This is a genomic window from Pseudomonas sp. MPDS, from assembly GCF_013283895.1.
Taxonomy (GTDB): domain Bacteria; phylum Pseudomonadota; class Gammaproteobacteria; order Pseudomonadales; family Pseudomonadaceae; genus Aquipseudomonas; species Aquipseudomonas rhizophila.
On record NZ_CP054128.1, the window covers coordinates 4,439,719 to 4,459,691 of the forward strand.

General features: G+C 61.5%; 19 protein-coding genes and 1 pseudogene. 8 read left to right on the forward strand and 12 right to left on the reverse strand.

The window, feature by feature from the left end; genetic code table 11:
* Window positions 1-45: 45 nt before the first annotated feature.
* Entirely contained in the window at window positions 46-327 is a 282-nt protein-coding gene (locus tag HQ912_RS19465) for a GNAT family N-acetyltransferase (RefSeq protein WP_047226353.1), read from the reverse strand.
* 632 nt (window positions 328-959) lie between these two features.
* On the opposite strand from HQ912_RS19465, the gene oprI reads away from it, so the two are divergent.
* On the forward strand, window positions 960-1,211 hold the full coding sequence (gene oprI, locus HQ912_RS19470; protein ID WP_011335311.1) for an outer membrane lipoprotei OprI: 252 nt from the start codon (window positions 960-962) through the stop codon (window positions 1,209-1,211).
* 126 nt (window positions 1,212-1,337) lie between these two features.
* On the opposite strand, the gene HQ912_RS19475 is transcribed toward oprI, so the two are convergent.
* The 3 genes from HQ912_RS19475 to HQ912_RS19485 form a co-directional block, all read right to left on the reverse strand.
* Entirely contained in the window at window positions 1,338-2,309 is a 972-nt protein-coding gene (locus HQ912_RS19475) for a L,D-transpeptidase family protein (RefSeq protein WP_047226352.1), read from the reverse strand.
* Between the two features lie 243 nt (window positions 2,310-2,552).
* On the reverse strand, window positions 2,553-2,846 hold the full coding sequence (locus HQ912_RS19480) for a hypothetical protein (RefSeq protein ID WP_047226351.1): 294 nt from the start codon (window positions 2,844-2,846) through the stop codon (window positions 2,553-2,555).
* 56 nt (window positions 2,847-2,902) lie between these two features.
* Window positions 2,903-3,508, reverse strand: coding sequence for an arylesterase (locus HQ912_RS19485; RefSeq protein WP_047226350.1), 606 nt, complete (start codon window positions 3,506-3,508; stop codon window positions 2,903-2,905).
* Window positions 3,509-3,518: 10 nt separating this feature from the next.
* Between HQ912_RS19485 and HQ912_RS19490 the strand changes: the two genes are divergently transcribed.
* The 3 genes from HQ912_RS19490 to greB are packed head-to-tail and all read left to right on the forward strand — an operon-like array spanning window position 3,519 to window position 7,238.
* Complete coding sequence (locus tag HQ912_RS19490) at window positions 3,519-4,202, forward strand: ABC transporter ATP-binding protein (protein WP_092397715.1); 684 nt, start codon at window positions 3,519-3,521, stop codon at window positions 4,200-4,202.
* Window positions 4,202-6,706, forward strand: a complete 2,505-nt coding sequence (locus HQ912_RS19495; protein ID WP_076385720.1) for an ABC transporter permease — start codon at window positions 4,202-4,204, stop codon at window positions 6,704-6,706. Before HQ912_RS19490 ends, HQ912_RS19495 begins: the two co-directional genes overlap by 1 nt.
* Before the next feature lie 34 nt (window positions 6,707-6,740).
* Complete coding sequence (gene greB, locus HQ912_RS19500) at window positions 6,741-7,238, forward strand: transcription elongation factor GreB (RefSeq protein WP_047226347.1); 498 nt, start codon at window positions 6,741-6,743, stop codon at window positions 7,236-7,238.
* A 47-nt stretch (window positions 7,239-7,285) separates the two neighbouring features.
* Here the strand turns inward: greB and HQ912_RS19505 are convergent, their stop codons facing one another.
* The 3 genes from HQ912_RS19505 to HQ912_RS19515 form a co-directional block, all read right to left on the reverse strand.
* Window positions 7,286-7,594 (reverse strand): hypothetical protein, encoded by a 309-nt coding sequence (locus HQ912_RS19505; protein WP_047226346.1) that lies wholly within the window; start codon window positions 7,592-7,594, stop codon window positions 7,286-7,288.
* 250 nt (window positions 7,595-7,844) lie between these two features.
* On the reverse strand, window positions 7,845-8,279 hold the full coding sequence (locus tag HQ912_RS19510) for a DoxX family protein (protein WP_047226345.1): 435 nt from the start codon (window positions 8,277-8,279) through the stop codon (window positions 7,845-7,847).
* A gap of 99 nt (window positions 8,280-8,378) precedes the next feature.
* Window positions 8,379-9,800 (reverse strand): transglycosylase SLT domain-containing protein, encoded by a 1,422-nt coding sequence (locus HQ912_RS19515; RefSeq protein WP_047226344.1) that lies wholly within the window; start codon window positions 9,798-9,800, stop codon window positions 8,379-8,381.
* Window positions 9,801-10,035: 235 nt separating this feature from the next.
* On the opposite strand from HQ912_RS19515, the gene HQ912_RS19520 reads away from it, so the two are divergent.
* The 3 genes and pseudogenes from HQ912_RS19520 to HQ912_RS19530 form a co-directional block, all read left to right on the forward strand.
* Window positions 10,036-10,842, forward strand: a complete 807-nt coding sequence (locus HQ912_RS19520) for a TatD family hydrolase (RefSeq protein WP_076385724.1) — start codon at window positions 10,036-10,038, stop codon at window positions 10,840-10,842.
* Window positions 10,843-11,051: 209 nt separating this feature from the next.
* Window positions 11,052-12,533 carry a methyl-accepting chemotaxis protein gene (locus HQ912_RS19525; protein WP_173407178.1) on the forward strand — a complete coding sequence of 494 codons (1,482 nt, stop codon included), beginning with the start codon at window positions 11,052-11,054 and terminating at the stop codon, window positions 12,531-12,533.
* A 237-nt stretch (window positions 12,534-12,770) separates the two neighbouring features.
* A pseudogene (locus HQ912_RS19530) lies at window positions 12,771-12,989 on the forward strand (terminase); the annotation flags it as partial.
* 8 nt (window positions 12,990-12,997) lie between these two features.
* Here the strand turns inward: HQ912_RS19530 and HQ912_RS19535 are convergent.
* From HQ912_RS19535 to HQ912_RS19545, 3 genes are all read right to left on the reverse strand, one after another.
* Window positions 12,998-13,795, reverse strand: a complete 798-nt coding sequence (locus HQ912_RS19535; protein WP_107322168.1) for an acyl-CoA thioesterase — start codon at window positions 13,793-13,795, stop codon at window positions 12,998-13,000.
* 232 nt (window positions 13,796-14,027) lie between these two features.
* Entirely contained in the window at window positions 14,028-14,789 is a 762-nt protein-coding gene (locus HQ912_RS19540; protein WP_047226340.1) for a CHAD domain-containing protein, read from the reverse strand.
* Between the two features lie 106 nt (window positions 14,790-14,895).
* Entirely contained in the window at window positions 14,896-15,186 is a 291-nt protein-coding gene (locus tag HQ912_RS19545) for a hypothetical protein (RefSeq protein ID WP_039588883.1), read from the reverse strand.
* 208 nt (window positions 15,187-15,394) lie between these two features.
* Here HQ912_RS19545 and HQ912_RS19550 point away from each other — a divergent pair, with 208 nt between their 5' ends.
* Window positions 15,395-16,432 (forward strand): patatin-like phospholipase family protein, encoded by a 1,038-nt coding sequence (locus tag HQ912_RS19550; RefSeq protein WP_047226339.1) that lies wholly within the window; start codon window positions 15,395-15,397, stop codon window positions 16,430-16,432.
* A 133-nt stretch (window positions 16,433-16,565) separates the two neighbouring features.
* Here the strand turns inward: HQ912_RS19550 and HQ912_RS19555 are convergent, their stop codons facing one another.
* Window positions 16,566-17,264 carry a response regulator gene (locus HQ912_RS19555; RefSeq protein WP_047226338.1) on the reverse strand — a complete coding sequence of 233 codons (699 nt, stop codon included), beginning with the start codon at window positions 17,262-17,264 and terminating at the stop codon, window positions 16,566-16,568.
* A 48-nt stretch (window positions 17,265-17,312) separates the two neighbouring features.
* Window positions 17,313-19,964: a sensor histidine kinase gene (locus tag HQ912_RS19560; protein WP_076385734.1), complete on the reverse strand. Its 2,652-nt coding sequence runs from the start codon at window positions 19,962-19,964 to the stop codon at window positions 17,313-17,315.
* Window positions 19,965-19,973 lie beyond the last annotated feature (9 nt).

Genomic DNA, 19,973 nt, shown 5'->3' on the forward strand with positions numbered 1-19,973 from the left:
CGCCGGGCTTTTCAGCCCGGCGTTTTTATTGGGGAATCCGTAAGGTCAGAGCTTGGCCGCGTGACGCTGGTGACGCTCCATGTAGCGCTCCACGTAGGAGCAGGACGGGATCACCGTGTAGCCCATTTCGTCGGCGTATTGCAGCGCCCTTTCGGTCAGCGCCGCCGCAATGCCGCGTCCGCGCAAGGCATTGGGCACGAAGGTGCGATAGATATCCAGGGTCTGTTTGCCCAGGTCCATATAAGTCAGATAGGCACGATGACCGTCCACATTGGTCTCGAACTGATGACCAGCCTGGTCATGGTGGATGGACAACGCCTCGCTCATCACTACTCCTCGCGGGTCTGAATGCTGACCCCTACCTTACCGATGTTTTTCCGGCGAAGGAACATCTACGCCACCCCGTGCCTGTCTGGTCACCGAGCGCCAACACCCACCGCTCAACCCCGAGCACGTCGTGAATAGTAGGCACCAATGACGCAAATGCTCAAGGCACGCCCGTCAATGGGGGTAAAACCCGGTCGGGTTTATCGATTGAGCGCCACCGTCACGCGCTAGTCGGCCAAGGCGCAATAGCTGAACATCGCCAGTTGTTGAGTCGTGAGACGAGCGCCGGTTATTAAAGTCACCGCCAACACCAATAAAGATAGCCGCCCCCCTGAGCAAAAAACGCTCAAAAGTGTAGACGAATCAATAAACAACGACGTTAACGGCTTAAGGAAAGTTCTCCCGCGCACGGAACTTTTGCTCAATGACGCGCTCAAGCCAGGTGCCGGAGGCTGCATATTTTTTAAACAACACCCCAAAAAGTTGCTCGAAAAAGAATCACCGCCTACAATTTTTTTGCTTCTTGCGCGACGTCAGTTTACTTACTACAAGTAATGGGTAGTATGTACGCCGGCTAACTCCTCGCTGTGAGGAGACAGTCACTTAATAGAAAGTCCTTGAAGGGGAACACGATGAACAACGTTCTGAAATTCTCTGCTCTGGCCCTGGCCGCAGTTCTGGCTACCGGTTGCAGCAGCGCATCGAAAGAAACCGAAGCACGTCTGACTGCTACCGAAGACGCAGCAGCTCGCGCCCAAGCTCGTGCAGACGAAGCTTACCGTAAAGCTGATGAAGCTCTGGCTGCTGCTCAAAAAGCACAACAGACTGCTGACGAAGCTAACGAGCGTGCTCTGCGCATGCTGGAAAAAGCTAGCCGCAAGTAATAGTCCTCCGGGATTGTTATCGAGCCGACCCATTTTTTGGGTCGGCTTTTTTATTGCCCGGCGTTTCCCCAGGCGATAAAAAACCCGCCGACATCGCGAAACGCCGGCGGGTCTCTATTGCAGGTTTTACTGTTGCAGATCGATCGGCGCGCTGGAGACCATCGGTGCCGAAGTATTCGGAACGGCGATCTCGACCGGCAGGCCGTCTTCGGCCGCCACCACATCACGCACCACATCCCAGTCCATGCGCAGGTTGCTGGTGATGTCCTCACGCTTGAGCATCGTGTTGATCACCGCGGTGTGCTTGTCCACCACCGATGGGTTGCCGTTGTCGTCCAGCGGCGTGTGGGCCTCCAGATAAACCTTCCCGCCGCTCACACCCAGCTTGTAGGGATCGTTGATGATCCGTACCGAGGTGCCCACCGGCACCATGCCGGCCATCTGCAGTACGTTGTTGTTGAACATGCGGAAGCAGCCGTGGCTGGTGCGCATGCCGATGCCGAACTTCTTGTTCGAACCGTGGATCAGGTAACCCGGGGTGCCCAGGGTGAACTTGAACGGACCCAAGGGATTATCGGGACCGGCCGGCACCACGTTCGGCAACGGATCGCCGTCGGCGGCATGCTCAGCCTTGATCGAGGCCGGCGGAGTCCAGGTCGGATTCGGGGTCTTGGCAATGATGCTGGTGTGGGCGATCGGCGATCCCCAACCTTCACGGCCAATGCCCAGCGGGAAGGTGTAGACCACATTCCGGCCCTTGGGGAAGTAGTAGAGACGGTACTCGGCGAGGTTGATCACGATGCCTTCGCGCGGGCCAGGCGGCAGGATGAAACGGGTCGGCAGCACGACCTCGGTGCCCGCACCCGGCAACCAGGGATCGACGCCCGGGTTGGCAGCGACCATCTCGGTGTAGCCCAGGTCGTAGGTAGTGCCCAGGTCGGCGAAGGTGTCTTCGTATTTGGCCTTGATGACCTGCACCTGGCCAACAATGTCTTCGCCTGGCGGTGGCAGAGGCAGCTCCAGGGCGGCAACGGGACCAGCCATGCACAGGGCGGCAAGAGACAGGCAGCGGGTGACGGCAGGCAAGCGCAGCAACATCCGGGAAATCCTTTGCAGGTCGAACAGAGGGTATGAAGACTGTGATTGTACACCGCCCCCCGTTATTTCGGGGAGGGCGACAATGAGGCGTCCGATGCCTAGCATGTCTGGAGACTGAAATAAAAACCTGTGGGGGCGAGCCTGCTCGCGATAGCGGCGGCACATCCAACATCAATGCAAGCAGGCCCACCGCCATCGCGAGCAGGCTCGCTCCCACAAGGGGCATGCCGGGGATCTGGGGAATTACAATTCGAACCGCAGTTCCGGCCAGATCGGCGAGGTGCCGCGCTTCTGGGACTCCAGGATCGCCCGGCACAATGAACACAGGCGATGGTCCTGGAATATCTTGCGGTCAACAGCCGACCAGCGCGGCTGGGCCGGCAGCAGGCTGCCGCACAGGGTCCGGTCGGCCGAGCCACCGAGTTCCAGTTGCCGGGTCACCAGATGCACCCGCACTTCCTGGCAGGCGAACAGGTCCAGCTGTTCGTCAGGCTCGATCAGTTGGTAGGCAAACAGGGACCAGGCGGGACGCGGCATCGGGGGCTCCAAATCGGGGGCGCCACATTAGCCGAAAGACCGCCTGTAGAAAAGCTTCACAGCAGCGGTTTTAGCGTCGGCCAGACATTTTCCAGCAACTTGCCCTGGGCCGCGACGGACGGGTGCAAGCCATCGCCCTGCATCATCCCCGGAACACCACCAACGTCCTGAAGGAAAAACGGCACCAGCGGCACGTTTTTCTCCTCGGCCAGGGTGCTGTAGACCCGGGCAAAGGCATCGGTGTAGCGCTGCCCATAATTGGGCGGCAACTGCATGCCCAGCAGCAGTACCTTGGCACCGCTGGCGCGGGAGCTGTCGATCATCGCTGCAAGGTTTTGTTGCAATTGCGTTGGCGGCTGTCCACGCAAGCCATCGTTGCCACCCAGTTCCAGGATCACCAGGTCCGGCTTATGGGCTGCAAGCAGCGCCGGCAGCCGCGCCTGGCCGCCTGCACTGGTGTCACCACTGATAGAAGCATTGACCACTTTGTCGTCGAAACCTTCGGCCTTGAGCCGTTGTTCGAGCAAGGATACCCAACCTTGCCGGGTATCCAGGCCGAAAGCGGCGCTGATACTATCGCCAACGATCAGGACTGTACCCGCCGCTGCGTTCTGGGCCATGCACATCAGGGCCAGGCCGGCACTCAAAAACCACACACGCATCGGATTCTCCATGGGCTCAAGCATTCTCACCGCGAAGGACCTTAGCAAAGTGGTTCCCAGCGCGGAAGGTGAACTGACTATCCTGCACGAACTCAGCCTGGAACTGAACAAGGGCGACAGCCTGGCCATTGTCGGCGCATCCGGTTCCGGCAAATCCACCCTCCTGGGCCTGCTGGCCGGCCTCGACCTGCCCAGCAGCGGTGAAGTGACCCTCGCAGGTCAAGCCCTCAGCGTTCTGGATGAAGACCAGCGGGCCCGGATCCGCGCCGAGCATGTCGGCTTTGTCTTCCAGTCGTTCCAGTTGCTCGACAGCCTCAATGCGCTGGAAAACGTCATGCTGCCATTGGAGCTTGATGGTCGCCAGGATGCCCGCGAACGCGCTACGGAATTGCTGCAGCGGGTCGGCCTGGGCCAGCGTCTGACCCATTCGCCCCGCCAGCTCTCCGGCGGCGAGCAGCAACGCGTGGCGATTGCCCGTGCCTTTGCGGCCGAGCCGGACGTGCTGTTTGCCGACGAACCCACTGGCAACCTCGACAGCCACACCGGTGAGCGCATCAGCGATCTTCTGTTCGAGTTGAACAAGGAAAGCGGCACGACCCTGGTGCTGGTCACCCATGACGAACGCCTGGCCCATCGTTGCCGGCGCCTGATTCGACTTGAAGCCGGCCAGATGGTCGCCCCCCTGGAGCCTTGATGGCACGCTTGCCGCTGTTGCGTCTGTTCAGTCTCGCTGTCCGCCAATTGCTGCGCGACGCCCGCGCCGGCGAACTGCGGGTGTTGTTCTTCGCCCTGCTGGTGGCGGTGGCGGCGAGTACCGCCATCGGCTACTTCGGAGCCCGTCTCAACGGCGCGATGATGATGCGCGCCACCGAATTCCTTGGCGCCGACCTGCTGCTCGAAGGCAGCTCGCCTGCCCGTCCCGAACAGATTCGCGGCGGCACCGATCTGGGCCTCGAACATGCCCGGGTGGTGGAGTTTTCCAGCGTCGTGGCCACCGACAATGGCATTCAGCTCTCCAGCGTCAAGGCCGTCGATGACATCTACCCCCTGCGCGGCGAACTGAAAAGCGCCCCTGCCCCGTTCGCCCCGGAAGAAACCGGCGGGCGACCGAACCCTGGCGAGGCCTGGGTTGAAGCACGGCTGCTGACGGCACTGGACCTGAAAATAGGCGACAGCATCGACGTCGGCAACCAGCCCCTGCGCCTGAGCCGTGTGTTGACCTACGAACCGGATCGCGCCGGCAATTTCTATAGCCTCACGCCCCGGGTCATGATCAACCTCAAGGACCTGGACGCTACCGGCGTCGTGCAGCCCGGCAGCCGCGTCAGTTATCGCGACCTGTGGCGCGGCCCGGCACCAGCGCTGCAAACCTACCGCGACCTGATCAAGCCGGGCCTGGAGCCCAATCAGCGGCTGCAGGATGCACGCGATGGCAACCGGCAGATCGGTGGCGCCCTGGGCAAGGCCGAACGGTATCTGAACATGGCCAGCCTGGTGGCGGTGCTGCTGTCCGGCGTCGCCGTCGCCCTCTCGGCCAACCGCTTTGCCACCCGACGCTTTGATGCCAGCGCACTGCTGCGTTGCCTGGGGTTGTCACGCCGGGAAACCATGGTGCTGTTCAGCCTGCAATTGACCGTGCTGGGCCTGCTGGCCAGCCTCAGCGGTGCGCTGCTTGGCTGGGTCGCCCAACTGGGTCTGTTTGCACTGCTGCATGACCTGTTACCCACGACCGTCCCGCCGGGTGGCCTGCTGCCGGCCATTGCCGGAATCGGCACCGGAATGGTGGCGTTGGCCGGCTTCGCCCTGCCCCCTCTGGCCGCGCTGGGACGGGTACCCCCCTTGCGCGTTTTACGCCGGGACATGCTGCCGATTCCTTCCAGCACCTGGGTGGTCTATGGGGCCGCCCTGGGTGCCCTTGGCCTGATCATGTGGCGCTTGAGCCTGGACCTGGTCCTGACGTTCGCCCTGCTCGGCGGTGGCGTCATCGCAGCACTGGTGCTCGGCGGCCTGCTGTTGCTGCTGCTCCAAAGCTTGCGCAGGATGCTGGCCCGCGCCTCGTTACCCTGGCGGCTCGGCCTGGGCCAGTTGCTGCGCCACCCCTTGGCGGCGGCCGGCCAGGCGTTGGCATTCGGCTTGATTCTGTTGTCCATGGCGCTGATCGCCCTCTTGCGCGGCGAGCTGCTGGACACCTGGCAAAACCAGTTGCCGAAAAACGCCCCGAACTATTTCGCCCTGAATATCTTGCCCAACGACAAGCAGGCCTTCACCGACAAGCTGCTGGCGTTGTCGGCGCAATCGGCGCCGCTCTACCCCGTGGTACCGGGACGCCTGATCAGTATCAACGGCGAGCCGGCCAAGGAATTTGTCACCAAGGACTCGGCCGGTGACCGGGCCCTGCAGCGCGACCTGAGCCTGACCTGGGCTGCGGACCTGCCGGCGGGCAACGTCGTCACGGCCGGGACCTGGTGGCCGCAGCAACCGCCGGACGATATTCCGGGCGTTTCGGTAGAAGGCAAGGTGGCCGAGAACCTCAAGATCCAGCTGGGGGACCGTCTGGTTTTCAACGTGGGCGGCGTCAATCGCGAGGCGAAGGTCACCAGCTTGCGAGAAATCAACTGGGACAACTTCCAGCCTAACTTTTTCATGATCTTCCAACCCGGCACGCTGAAGGATCTACCGGCCACCTATCTGACCAGCTTCTATCTGGCGGCGGGCCACGACCAGCAGATTGTCGACCTGTCCAGGGCCTTCCCGGCGGTGACGATCCTGCAAGTCGAAGCCCTGCTCGAGCAGTTGCGCAGCATCCTGGCCCAGGTCACCCTGGCCGTGGAATATGTGTTGCTGTTTGTACTGGCTGCGGGAATGGCCGTGCTGTTCTCCGGCCTGCAAGCCACCCTCGATGAACGGATCCACCAGGGTGCGCTGCTCCGCGCCCTGGGTGCCGAACGAGCCCTGTTGGTCAAGGCCCGGCGCATCGAGTTCGGGCTGTTGGGTGCGGTCAGTGGCTTGCTCGCGGCCTTGGGTTCGGAACTGGTGAGCTTGGTGCTTTACCGTTACGCGTTCGACCTGCCCTGGCATCCGCATCCATGGTTGCTGGTACTGCCTTTGGTGGGAGCGTTATTGATCGGGGCTGCCGGTGTGTTCGGCACGCGTCGAGCCCTCAATGCCAGCCCGCTGACAGTCTTGCGCGAGGGTTGATAGACTCCCGGCTTCGCCACCACAAGAAGTTGCCATGAGCCGTTATCGCCCACCCCGCACCGCCGGCACCGCGTTGATCACCCCTGAGGGCGAGGCGCGGATGCGCGCTGAATTTCATGAACTGTGGCATGTGCGCCGCCCTCAGGTGACCCAAGCAGTCAGCGAGGCGGCGGCCCAGGGGGATCGTTCGGAAAACGCCGAATACACCTATGGCAAGAAAATGCTGCGGGAAATCGACAGCCGCGTGCGTTTCCTCACCAAGCGCCTGGAAGCCCTCAAGGTGGTCAGTGAAAAACCCAGTGACCCGAACAAAGTGTATTTCGGCGCTTGGGTCACGGTTGAAGATGAGGACGGCAAAGAGTCTCGCTATCGCATCGTCGGCCCCGACGAACTGGACCTGAAAAAGAACCTCATCAGCATCGACTCGCCCTTGGCGCGGGCGTTGATCGGCAAAGCGCTGGATGCTGAGATCAAGGTTCAAACGCCCGCAGGTGAACAACTTTTATATGTCACTCACATTGAATACATATAAAGCTTCACCGGCCCAAGGCCCGAAAAACCAAGTCATCTCAGCTCACCTCAGCGGCGAGTAATCAGCCCCTGTCGGGCCACGCGGGTCAATTGCCGGATCATTTCGCTGGCGTGCGCCGCACTGGGGGACTGGATAACGGCCAGATCGAAACTGTCGTCGGCAAAACGCGCCAGAGACTCACCGTCTTCGACAAACTGGATAAGGAACGCCGCCGGCCCGTGGTTGCGTCGCGGCCAGCCGTCGAGATAGCGCAATAGCGTAGGCTGGTGAGTACCGCCCAGAAGGATTTTTGGATTGCGTTGCAGAAGGTTCGCCGTGATCGGCGCAAGACGTACAAGGGGGCTGGATGCGTTCATCGTGTCGTGTCTCTGCCTCAAAAGTCTGCATGGCAGGTGAGAGGCAACACCGAACCAGCGCTTTAGCGGTATTTCGAAGCCCCGTGTAACCGGCTTCTATCGGTGACTATGAGTCACCTGGCGCCCCGCAAGTAGCTGTTTAAATCGGCGCATGAGCGGCATCCTAGAGAAGCTGACCGGCCATTGTCAAGAATCTGCGCGCACAAAAAAGGCCCGTTCCAGACGGGCCTTCAATGATTCAGGTATGCAATCAGCGGGCGATGGCCTGGTCGACAGACAACTTGCCAGCACCTTCGATCAGCACCGCGACGCTGCCTGCCAGCAAAGCCAGGGCAAACTCATAACCGTTGTTGGCCATGAACAGACCGTTGCCAATGTGCACGGAGAAAATCGCCACCAGCGACAGGAAGGCCAGTCCCAGCGCCGCTGGACGGGCCAGCAGACCGATGATCAAGGCCAGCCCGGCGAAAAACTCAGTACCGCCGGCCAGTGTCGCCATCAGATAACCGGGGGTCAGGCCAATGCTTTCCATCCACTGCGCCGTCCCCGTCAGGCCGTAGCCACCGAACAGGCCGAAGAGTTTCTGGGAGCCGTGGGCGGCGAAGATGATCCCGACAACGATGCGCAGGACAGTCAGGCCATAGCCAGCGCGAGTAAACAGAACTTTGTTGATGAAAGTGCTCATTAGGTTCATTCCTTGGGATAAGTGGGTTGGCCGCTATATTAATCAACAAAATGCATGATAAAAGCGGAAAAAATCCGTGATACCAATCAGTTTACTCGATCATTTACGCACAACAACCTTTTGTTCCCTGGGTTCCAGCGACTCCCGTTCACGATCAAATGCCAGATAGTATTTGTTCACACTATTAACGTAGCTTACTGCGCCCATTCCCACCTGCTCCATGGCGATGCGTTCGACCTGGAAGAACCACTGATTGGGATTGAGTCCCCGCCGCCTGGCCTCGGCCCGCATGCCTTGGACACGCTCAGGCCCCATGTTGTAGGCGGCCAGGACGAAGGCCATTCGCTCGCGCTCATTGAGCTTGGGGCTGGCGAAAAACTTTCGGCGTATCAAGGCCAGGTACTTGGCGCCAGCCTGCACGTTGGCGTCCAGGTTCTGGATGTTGCGCACCCCGACCCTCTGGGCTGCTGAAGGGGTAATCTGCATAAGACCCGTAGGGCCGCTGCCACTGCGGGCATTGGGTTGCAGGGAAGACTCCTTGAACGCCAGTGCCGCCAGGTTCAGCCAATCCATGCCTTGGGCCGTGGCATGTTTTTGCAACACCGGGCGCAGTTTCTCAAGACGCTGGCGATTGGCACGGGCCAGCGGATAGTGAACCCGGTACAAGCGGCGATAGATGCGCAGAAACGCCGCGTCCTGATTGGAAGGCGCCTTATAAGTCGTCAGGAAGCGGTCGATGCTCGCTCGCAGCATGGCGGCGTCACGACGGACAAACCAATACTCGTCAGCCGGCTCGCCAATGAGCACCTGCCGGTCGAAACGCAGCTTGGGCAGGATCTTGCTCCAGCGTTCGGCAATGGGCTGCTCGACGATGGTCAGATGGAAAATCCCGGCCTGAACCATTTCCAGCACATCTTCCACCGCCAGGGTCGGGTCGACCCACTCGATCTTCACCGGCGGTAATTTACGCAGTGCCAGCTTCTGGTTGATCTGACTCAGGGCTTCCCCTGCGGCGCTACCGTTGGGCAGGGCCAGGGTCTTGCCCGACAGTTGCTCTACGCGGGTGTAGCGCCGCTGGCCCTTGGCTCCCACCAGAAGCAACGGCACGTCGGTGCGAATCGGATTGCTGGCGCTGACCGCAAGGCCAGCCAGGGGCTCGAGCAACTCGCCGGGCGCGACCAGATCGCCTTCTCCGCGTTGCAAGGCGCCCAGCAGTTGGTCCTTGGCCTTGGGAATGATTTTGAGGGTGATTTTCTGGTCATCCCGAGCGTGGCCGTTGAGGTATTGCTCGAAGGCACGTAAGCGATGATATTCGACGCCAATGGGTTGCCCCTTGACTTCGCCAGAGCTGTTGCGGCTCTGGTTGACCAAAACTTTCAGCACCCGGCTGCTGCGGATTTGCGCAAGGTCGCGCACCGTAGTCGGCGCTACCACCTGTACCGGGCCGGGCAGCCGCGCCTCGGCCGGCATCGGCAGCAACAGCGAACAACACAGCAGCAACAACACTTGGGGACGTGTCATCCACTCTCCGAAAGGATACCGCGGCCCGCAGCCTTGAAATATCGAAGCTGGGGTCGACAGAAACAGAGCACCTGGGGCGCTGAAAAGTGCGAAAGACTGGCACAGTGCTGGCGTTTATACCAACCCGACCGGTCTGGCGGCCTCAACAGACAACCTCAACTCGTTGTAGTTCTTGGCTTTTCTTATAAATCTACAGCTCTGATATGCTTTGCGGCCTTTGGGTCGAGGTAGCACCATGCAACTCATCGATATCGGCGTCAACCTGACCAACCCCAGTTTTGCCGACAAACACGAGGCCGTGCTTGAGCGCGCCTATGCGGCCGGTGTCTGCCAACTGGTCTTGACCGGTACCAGCGTCGACGGCAGCGAACAGGCGTTTGAGCTGTGCCAGCGCCTCGATGACACCGGGGAGCGGCTATTTTCCACCGCCGGTGTTCACCCCCATAGCGCCAGCGACTGGACCGCCGATAGCGCCAGGCACCTCAAAGACCTGCTGAAACAAGACCGCGTTCGCGCAGTGGGTGAATGCGGGCTGGATTTCAACCGGGACTTCTCCCCGCGCCCGCAGCAGGAAAAAGTCCTGGAAGAACACCTCGCCCTGGCGGTGGAGTTGCAATTGCCGGTCTTTCTTCACGAACGTGATGCCGATCAGCGACTGCTGGAAATCCTGCGGGATTTTCGCGACCAATTGCCCGCAGCGGTGGTGCACTGCTTTACCGGTGAAAAAAAGGCCCTGTTCAGCTATCTAGACCTGGACTTGCATATAGGCATCACAGGCTGGATCTGCGACGAGCGCCGGGGCACCCATTTGCATCCATTGGTACGGGAAATTCCTCGCACTCGCTTGATGCTTGAAAGCGATGCACCGTACCTGTTGCCTCGCACACTGCGCCCCAAACCCAAGAATGGTCGAAACGAACCGGCCTACCTGACGGAAACCTTGCGCGAAGTCGCCTTGCACCGGGGCGAAAGCCAGGAAGACCTCGCTGCCCATAGCACCGCCTGTGCCCGCGCGTTTTTTGGCTTGCCCACCCTCTCCTGACCCAATGAAAACCTGTAGGAGCGAGCTGCTCGCGATAGCAGTGGATCAGCTTTGCCCATAGGCCGACTGATACACCGCTATCGCGAGCTGGCTCGCTCCCACAGGGGATAGGCGTTGTCTGTTGACCCATATCAACACCCCGCACCTTGGATAGCGGCACAATAATGGCACCTTGCCAAAACTGTTTCCGCTATCAGAGAAGACCTTCCATGGGTGCCTGGCTTAGCAATATCTCACTGAAGTACAAATTCTGGGCGGTCAATGCGGTCGCCTTTGTCACGACCTTGCTGCTCGTACTCTACGCGGTGCAGCTCGAACAACAGGCGCGCAACCATGCGGCCCAGGCAAACGCCCAGGCCCAGGCACGCTTGCTCAGTGCCTGGCCTGCCGGGCAGCCATTGCCCAAGGCCGATCACCTGCTGGCATTCCAGCGCGGCCAGATTCCCACATTGAACGATCAATCATTGCCTTCAATAGCAGAGGCCAACGGCTGGGTAGCACTCTCGGCCAGCCCCCTGTTGGGCGACAACCCACTGCTGGGCGCCGAAGTAATCCGTGGCGGTGACGGCCAACAGTTGGCCGTGCTGGCCCAAGGCGCAAGCCTGAGCCAGGTGTTCAGGGAACGCTTCAGCCAATACGCCGTGGCGGTGTTCGTGTTGATGCTGGCCATGCTGGGCGCATCGCAGCTGCTAATCCGGTTTCTGCTCAGCCAGCTCAACACCCTGAAGGATGTGATGCTGCACGTGGAAAAAACCGGTGACCTGTCCGCCCGCGTCCCCTTGGCCTGCAAGGACGAAGTGGGCCAGATGGCGGCGGCGTTCAATGCCATGCAAGCCGGATATCAACGTGTGGTTGACACCGTTGCCAGCACTGCTCGGCAACTGGACAGCGGTGCAGCACGCCTGGCATCGAGCATGAACGATGTTCGCCACGGCATGCTCGGCCAGCAAAGCGAAACCGATCAGGCGGCGACGGCGATCAACGAGATGTCCGCTACGGTTTATCACATCGCCCAACATGCCGGCGCCACCCGCGACCTGTCGAAAAGCGCCGATACCTTGGCCGGCAATGGCCGCGAAGTAGTCAGCCGGGTGCAACAGTCGATCACCGGACTCTCCCGCGGCGTGCAGCAGACCGCCGAAATGATCCAGCGCCTGGCCGAGGACAGCCAGAAGATCAACAGCGTGGTCAGCGTGATCCACAGCATCGCCGAACAGACCAATCTACTGGCGCTCAACGCGGCCATTGAGGCGGCGCGAGCCGGGGAAATGGGTCGAGGGTTTGCAGTGGTGGCCGACGAAGTACGCAACCTGGCCAAGCGGGTACAGACCTCCACGGATGAAATCACCGCCATGGTGTCGGCCTTGCAGGCGGGAACCCGGGACGCGGTGGATTTCATGCAGGAAAGCTCCTACAAGGCCGACGATTGCGTGCAACAGGCCCGGGAAGCCGGTGAGGCTCTGGAGCAAATCACCGGGGCGGTGGCGCAGATGCGCGAGAGCAACACCCAGATCGCCGTGGCGGCCGAGCAGCAAAGCCAGGTTGCCGAGGAAATGAACCGGGCGGTCGTGAGTATTCGTGACGTGACTGAAAACACCGTGCGACAGACGGTGAACTCGGCCACCACCAGCCATGAGCTGGCGACGTTGGCCGGTGAGTTGAACAAGGCGATCGGGCAGCTCAGGCTCTAGGGCCCCGCTGCCAATTGACCTGGCCTGGGGGTTATCTGTGGGAGCAAGGCTTGCCCGCGATGAAGACAATATGGTCTCCCTGGGGAACGAGGCGCCTGCATCGCGGGCAAGCCTTGCTCCCACAACGGTGAAAGGCTATGGCCACCTATCACGTCGATAGCCAACCGCGATTCGTCGCGCTGCCCGGCCGGGCTTACGCTTGGGTTATTCGGTTTATCGAACTCAAGGATCAGCATCATGGGCAAACGTCACCCCCACTTCCCGGCCTGGCAATGGCGCACCTGCCTTGACCATCATGGTCACCCGAGCAATCCGGTGTTGCACCAGATTGCCGTGCCGCTGTTCATCGTCGCGTTTTTGCTGATGGTATCGGGGGTGTTCAGCCTCAGCCTGGCCAATGTCGCCATCGGCTCCCTCGGCATGATTGCCGCACTCGTGTTGCAGTGCCACGGTCATGAAGAGCCTTAGGCGAAAACTGTCACTGTCTGCCGGCTCAGGGCGATCAAGCGACCATCCGCGCTCCAGAACCTGGCGGCGACATGGCCATAGCCGTCCTGGGCATGCTCGATCTCGGCCAGGTATTTACACCAGTCCAGTGTCGTGAGTTCCAGCAGTGGCTGGACGAACTCAATGGTCCAGGTGAGCGTACTGCCCGGTGCCATTTGAGTGAGATGGGGTAGCAGCGCCGGAGGCCAGGCATCGACCAATGCCAGGATGTGCCCCTCGTTCAGCGGCTCCTCTTTGACATCACCACGCAGGCGCACCCAGCCCCCCATGCTGCGGGATTTGTTGCCCGTAAACGGCAGGCCACCAACACTCCAGCACAGCGCCAGGTGACGCATGAATTCCGGTGTAGCGCCCTTGATGTAGGGCAGCTCCTGGCATTGCTCCACGCTTTTGAACTCAGGCGCGGGGTCGGCCTGGACCGCCACCACGGAAGAGCGCGAGGCGCCGAAGCTGCCTTGTACCACGGTCACTACCTGACCGTTCTGTACCGCTCGCCCCAATACCTGGCTGACCGCCTTGCCTTCACGCAATACGTCGACTTCGAAACTGACGGGTACGTCGGCCTCTACCGGCCCGACGAAGGTGATCGCCAGCGAACGCACCGGGCGATCCGCAGGAACCCGCGCACGCATCGCTTCATATTGCAGCGCCGCCACCAGCCCGCCAAAACTGGCGCGTCCCTGACCCCATTCAGGCGCGATGATCACGCAGTCAGGCTGACGGCGCACGGCATCGATCAAATCGGAAAAGCGCATGACAACCTCGAAAACATGGGAAAAAGATGCAGGAATCTTAACCAGCCCAGACGGGTGGCACAGCGCTCATTCTGGCCAAAGAGACTGACAGATAGGCCGCGGCATCCCAACCCCGCCAATCTACTGTGGGAGCGAGCCTGCTCGCGATAGCGGTGAGTCAGCTTGAATAACTGGTGACTGACGCGGCGCTATCGCGAGCAGGCTCGCTCCCATAAGGGAATATCTGCAGGGCTCAGGATTTTTTGAAGCAACTGGCAACGAGTTTATCGAGCACTTTATCGGACTTGGCCTCGGCCTTTTCCATGGTGCTGAGCCAGACCGGCACGCAGGATTGCAAGTCACTTTCCTGCTTGGCCCTGGCCAGCCATTGCCAGCAATCGTGCCAGTCCCCCAAGGCGCCTTGGGCGGACTTGAGCCGTGGCATGGCCGCTTCGGGTAGGCGGTCAAGTTCGGGGTAGGCTTCGATGGCGTAGCGCACACGCTTGATCAGCAGCCGCAAACGGTGGCGATCATGGGCCGGATCGCCCAAGGCTTCGCCGAGTTTCTTCCATTGTTTGTCCAGGCGCTTTTCGATGCGCTTGCGCAGACCTTTAAGCAGGTCCTGACGTTGCGCCGCGCGAATGAAGCGCGGGAAAGCGTCAAGCACCATCAGCAATTGGGCCAGCTCCGGGCTGCCGGCAACGGCGGGATAAGCATCGGCCATTTGCACCTGGCGCTGCCGCGCGGCTTCGATCTTGCCGTGCTGCTCAAGGTAGGCGGCCAGCACTTCCCGGTCACGCAGGGGCGTGGTCAGCGCGCCGACCGCCGAAGCCGCCGTTTCCAGTTGCTCGACACCCGGCAAACCGCGCAACGGACGAAGCAAGCTGCGCAAACGGCGGACCGTGGTCCGCAGGTCATGCAGGGCTTCACTGTCGGTATGGGCATTGAGGCGGGCCTGACAGGCCAGCAGCCGGACTTCCAGGCCCAGTATCCGGGCCACCAGCCGATCAATCATGGGGACGTACTCCGTACGTAGCGTTGAGCGTCAAGCGGCAAGCTTCAAGTGAGGAGCAGAGTGCTCCCCTAACTTGTAGCTTGCCGCTGACAGCTTGTCGCTGCTATTAACGCCCTGCGCGGGATTCGCGGATGTAGAAACGGGCCTTCTCGGCCTTTTTGGTGCACCCCTCAAACGCTTCGAACTGCTGCTGGGTCTTGGCGCCGGTCAACAACGACAGGGCCTTGGAATAACTCACGGTGCCGGCAAAACCTTCGGCCTTGGCCAGGTCCAGTTCGCGCCAGGCACTGTCGAGCTGGCTGCCGCAGCTATCGCGGTAAGCGGTCTTGCCGGCACAACCGGCCAGGGCCAAAACCATCAAGGATGCCACCAGGGGCAGACAAATCCGGGCTTTCATCAATTACACCTCAAGTCAGGTCAACAGTCGTGCAAGTAAGACGGTCCAGCCCGCAAAAAGTGCCAATGCCCGACCGCGTAAATACAAGTGTGGGCGAGCATACGCAAATGCCGGCACGGCGTATCAAAAAACGACACCTGCGCCACAACGATTGAGCCCAGCCGTCGATAAGTGCATTGTTAAAGTCTGTTTTACGAGAGGCCGGGTCATGACAAAACGTGTCGCATTGGTACTGGGATCGGGTGGCGCCCGGGGCTACGCCCATATCGGGGTGATCGAAGAAATCGAACGACGTGGCTACGACATCGCTTGCATCGCCGGCTGCTCCATGGGTGCCGTGGTGGGCGGAATCTATGCTGCGGGCAAGCTCGACGATTACCGTAACTGGATTGAAAGCCTGGATTACCTGGATGTGCTGCGACTGGTGGACGTCAGCTTTCGCCTGGGGGCGATTCGCGGCGAGAAAGTCTTCGGGCAAATTCGCAAGATCGTCGGCGAACTCAATATCGAAGACCTGCGTATTCCCTACACTGCCGTGGCCACCGACCTGACCAATCAGCAGGAAATCTGGTTCCAGGAAGGTTGCCTGCATCAGGCAATGCGCGCCTCGGCGGCGATTCCCAGCCTGTTCACCCCCGTGATGCAAGGCAACCGCATGCTGGTGGATGGCGGCCTGCTCAATCCGTTACCCATCGTGCCGGTGGTGTCGAGCCATTGCGACCTGATCATCGCGGTCAACCTCAACGCCACCAACCAGAAACAGTACCGACTGCCGGTCATCCAGCGCCCGGCAGCGTTCAAGCGTCGCTTCGACACCCTCGTCAGTTCCCTGGGCTCGCGTCTACCGTTCCGTCGCAAGCAAGCCGAGCAGTTGCTGCTGCTGGAACAGGAGGCGCTAAAAGCCGAAGCCGCCGAGATCAATCCATGGCTGGAATCCGCCGAGCCCGAGGGCCAACAACCGGCCGCCGCGCCGGAATCCGAAGGTGCGCCAAAATCGGCGACCGGTTCGTTCATCATCGACAACGTTGGCCCGGCCTCGCTGCTGGATCTGATCAACCAGAGTTTCGAGGTGATGCAGACGTCCCTGGCCCAATACAAGATCGCCGGGTATCCACCGGATGTGCTGATCAACGTGCCTAAACGGGTGTGCCGGTTTTTCGAGTTCTACAAGGCGCCGGAGCTGATCGCCCTGGGGCGGGAGATTGCCAGCGATACGTTGGATCGCTATGAGAATGAGCAGAACTGATAGAGCGCTCGTGGCGGTGAGGGCCTCTTCGCGAGCAGGCTCGCTCCCACACTAGATCTGCGGATTCAAGAACATCACAACGCCTGTGGGAGCGAGCCTGCTCGCGATGACGGCAGCTCAGCCAACATCAAACTCAAAGTCCACCCTCCCCCAACAACCGATACCCAACCCCCGCCTCGGTCGCAATGAACCGGGGCCGGGTCGGGTCGTCAGCCAGTTTTTGCCGCAGATGACCGACCACGATCCGCAAGTAATGGGTGTCTTCGGTGTGGGTCGGGCCCCAAATGTCCTTGAGCAATTGCTGCTGGGTAATGACCCGCCCGGGATGGCGCGCCAATTGCGCCAGCACGGCGTATTCCTTGCGGGTCAGGGCCACTTCGGTGCCATCGAGCAGGACCCGGCGATAAGCCAGGTCCACCGTCAGCGGACCAAACGTCAGCGCCGCTTCCCGCGCCTCGCCTGCCGGGGCCTGACGCAACAAGGCACGAATGCGCGCCAGAAACTCCTGGATGCCGAACGGCTTGGTGACGTAATCATTGGCGCCGTTGTCCAGTGCCTCGACTTTCTGCGCTTCGCTGGCCCGCACCGAGAGCACCAGCACCGGCACCGTGGACCATTGGCGAAACTCGCGCAGTACCTGCTGGCCGTCCATGTCCGGCAGGCCCAGGTCGAGCACCAGCAGATCGGGCTTGTTCAGCGCCGCCTGGGCCAGGCCTTCGGCGCCGGTGCCGGCTTCGAGCACCTTGTAGCCTTGGGAAGTCAGGCTGATGCGCAGGAATTTGCGAATCTGCGGTTCGTCATCGATGACCAAAAGGGTCGCGGTCTGGCTCATGAGGTCCGTTCAATGCAATCAGGTGGAAAGAGAGTAACCCAGCGCCGCTCAGGCTTCATCGTCCAGGCCCGGTTGTGTCTGTAATGGCAGGTGCAGGGTGATGCAGGTACCGCGTCCGTCCAGGCCGGTGTCCACGCTGATCCGCCCGCCATGGGCACCGACCATGCCCTGACAGATCGCCAGCCCCAGCCCCGTGCCCTGCCCGCCGCGATCCCCGCGCGCAGCGGTATAGAACATGTCGAAGATTTTCTCGCGCTCTTCTTCAGGGATCCCGGGCCCCTCGTCGGCCACGGCGAAAAAAACTTCGCTGTCCGTCGCCCCTGCGCTGAGCAGCAATCGCCCGTGAGTCGGTGAAAATCGTGCGGCGTTCTCCAGCACGTTCACCAAGGCCTGTTCGATCAACGCCGCGTGAACATACAACAACGGCAACTCGGCCGGCACTTCGATGCCCACCGTCAACGGTGCCAGCACCGCCCGCAACCGGTTCAACGCGCTGCCGACGATATCGGCCGGCGACACCCAGTCCCGCGCCAGCTTCAGAGCCCCATGGCCGAGACGAGTCATGTCCAGCAAGTTCTGGATGTAGCGATCCAGGCGCTCAGCTTCATCACGGGTGCCTTCCAGCAGTTCGCGGCGATCGGCCAGCGGGATCGCCTCTCCCAACGCCAACAGGCTGTCGATACTACCGCGCATGGAGGTCAGCGGCGTGCGCAAATCGTGGGACACCGACGCCAACAACGCACTGCGCAGTTGCTCGGTTTCACCGTGCAGGCGCGCCGCTTCCAGATCCTGGGCCAGTTGCGCCCGAGCCAGGGCCTGCGCCAGCGGCTGACTGAGGGCCGCCAGCAGACGACGCCGCTGGCCGCTCAACGGCTTGCCTTCTTTCGGGCAAACGCCCAGCAACGCCAGCGGGCCCTCCTCTGTCGACAACGGCCACCACCACCAGCGCCCGGACGGCAGCGTCCCGGTGCCGGCGCCGGCCGGTTGGTCGTGTTGCCAGGCCCAATCGGCGGCCGCGCGCTCAGCTTCAGTGAAGGTCAATGGTTCAGCTGTCTCAACCTTCCAGCCGTCCTGGCCGTCACGGTTGAGCAGGCACAGTTGCAGGTCGTGCCAGCCGTTGAGGTGTTGCGCGGCGGCGCTGATCACCGCCTGGCGGTCGGTCGCGGCGGTGAGTTTGCGGGACAGATCAAGCAGCTCGCCGGTTTCCTGCTGGGTCTCGCGCAGCGCCTGCAACTGTCGTCGCTGGCGGGCCGCAAGGTTGCCGGTCAGGGCCGCCATGAGCAAGAAAAACACCAGGGTGAGTACATCTTCTTCACGCTGGATGGTGAAGGAAAAATTCGGTGGGATGAACAGAAAGTCATAGGCCAGGAACGACAGCGCCGCGCAGGCCAGCGCAGGGCCGAGGCTGCTGCGAACCGCCACCAGCAACACCGCCATCAGAAACACCAGGGAGATATTAGGCAAGGGAAGAAGCCCGGAGACCCCCCAAGCCAGCGCACTGGCCGCCGCCGTCGCCAACAGCGCCAGCACGTAGTCGAAACCAGCCAGGGCGGCGTTTGAACGCTCACGGGCCGCAGGGGGCTGTTCATCGCGATCCAGTACGTTGATTTCCAGCCCCCTGGCATCGCGCAGCAAACGCGAAGCCAAGCCACCACCGAACAGCCGCCGGCGCAGACGCCGCCTGGACTGTCCCACCAGCACCAGCGTGGCGCGACGTTCGGTGGCGTGCTGGATCAAGGTCCTGGCGACTTCACCGGCCCGTAGCAGCACCACTTCCCCACCCAGGCGTTCGGCCAATTGCTGGGCATTTTGCAGGCGCTGGCGCGATGGCTCGTCCCGCGTGCTGCCGTTGTCCACGTGTACCAGGCTCCAGGGAAGATGCCGACGCTGGGCGACGCGGCTGGCGTGGCGCACCAGACGTTCGGCCTGGGCATCACCGTCAACCCCCACCAACAATCGTCCCCGCACCGCCGGAGCCGCCTGGCCCAGTTGGCGATAGCCCTGGGCAAGATCGTTGTCCACCTGTGCAGCGGCAGTTTGCATGGCCAGCTCACGCAATGCGGTGAGGTTGGTCTGGCTGAAAAATGCATCGATCGCAGCGCGCGCCTGTTCCGGCACATAAACCTTGCCATCGCGCAGGCGCTCCAGCAGCTCGCGCGGTGGCAGGTCGATCAACAGCAGTTCATCGGCCTCCTGCAGGACCCAGTCGGGCAGCGTCTCGCGAACTTGCACGCCGGTGATACCGCGCACCTGATCGTTGAGACTTTCCAGGTGCTGGACATTGACGGTGGTGTAGACATCGATGCCGGCGGCCAGCAACTCCTGAATGTCTTGCCAGCGTTTGGCATGTCGGCTGCCGGGCGCGTTGCTGTGGGCCAGTTCGTCCACCAGCACCAAGGCCGGTCGAGCCGCGAGCAGACCATCAAGGTCCATTTCCTCGAGCATCACACCGCGATACTCCGAACGCACCAGCGGCTGCTGCACCAGACCACCGAGCAGCGCTTCAGTCTCACTGCGGCCGTGAGTCTCCACGACGCCGGCAACCACCCTGACACCTTGGCGCAGTTGCGTGTGGGCCGCCTGCAGCATGGCGTAGGTCTTGCCGACACCCGGCGACGCACCCAGGAAGACCTTGAGCCGGCCCCGGTCATTGCGGGGCAGCTTGGCTAACAGTGCATCGGCGCGGCCGGAGTCGCTCATGTGTTCGGG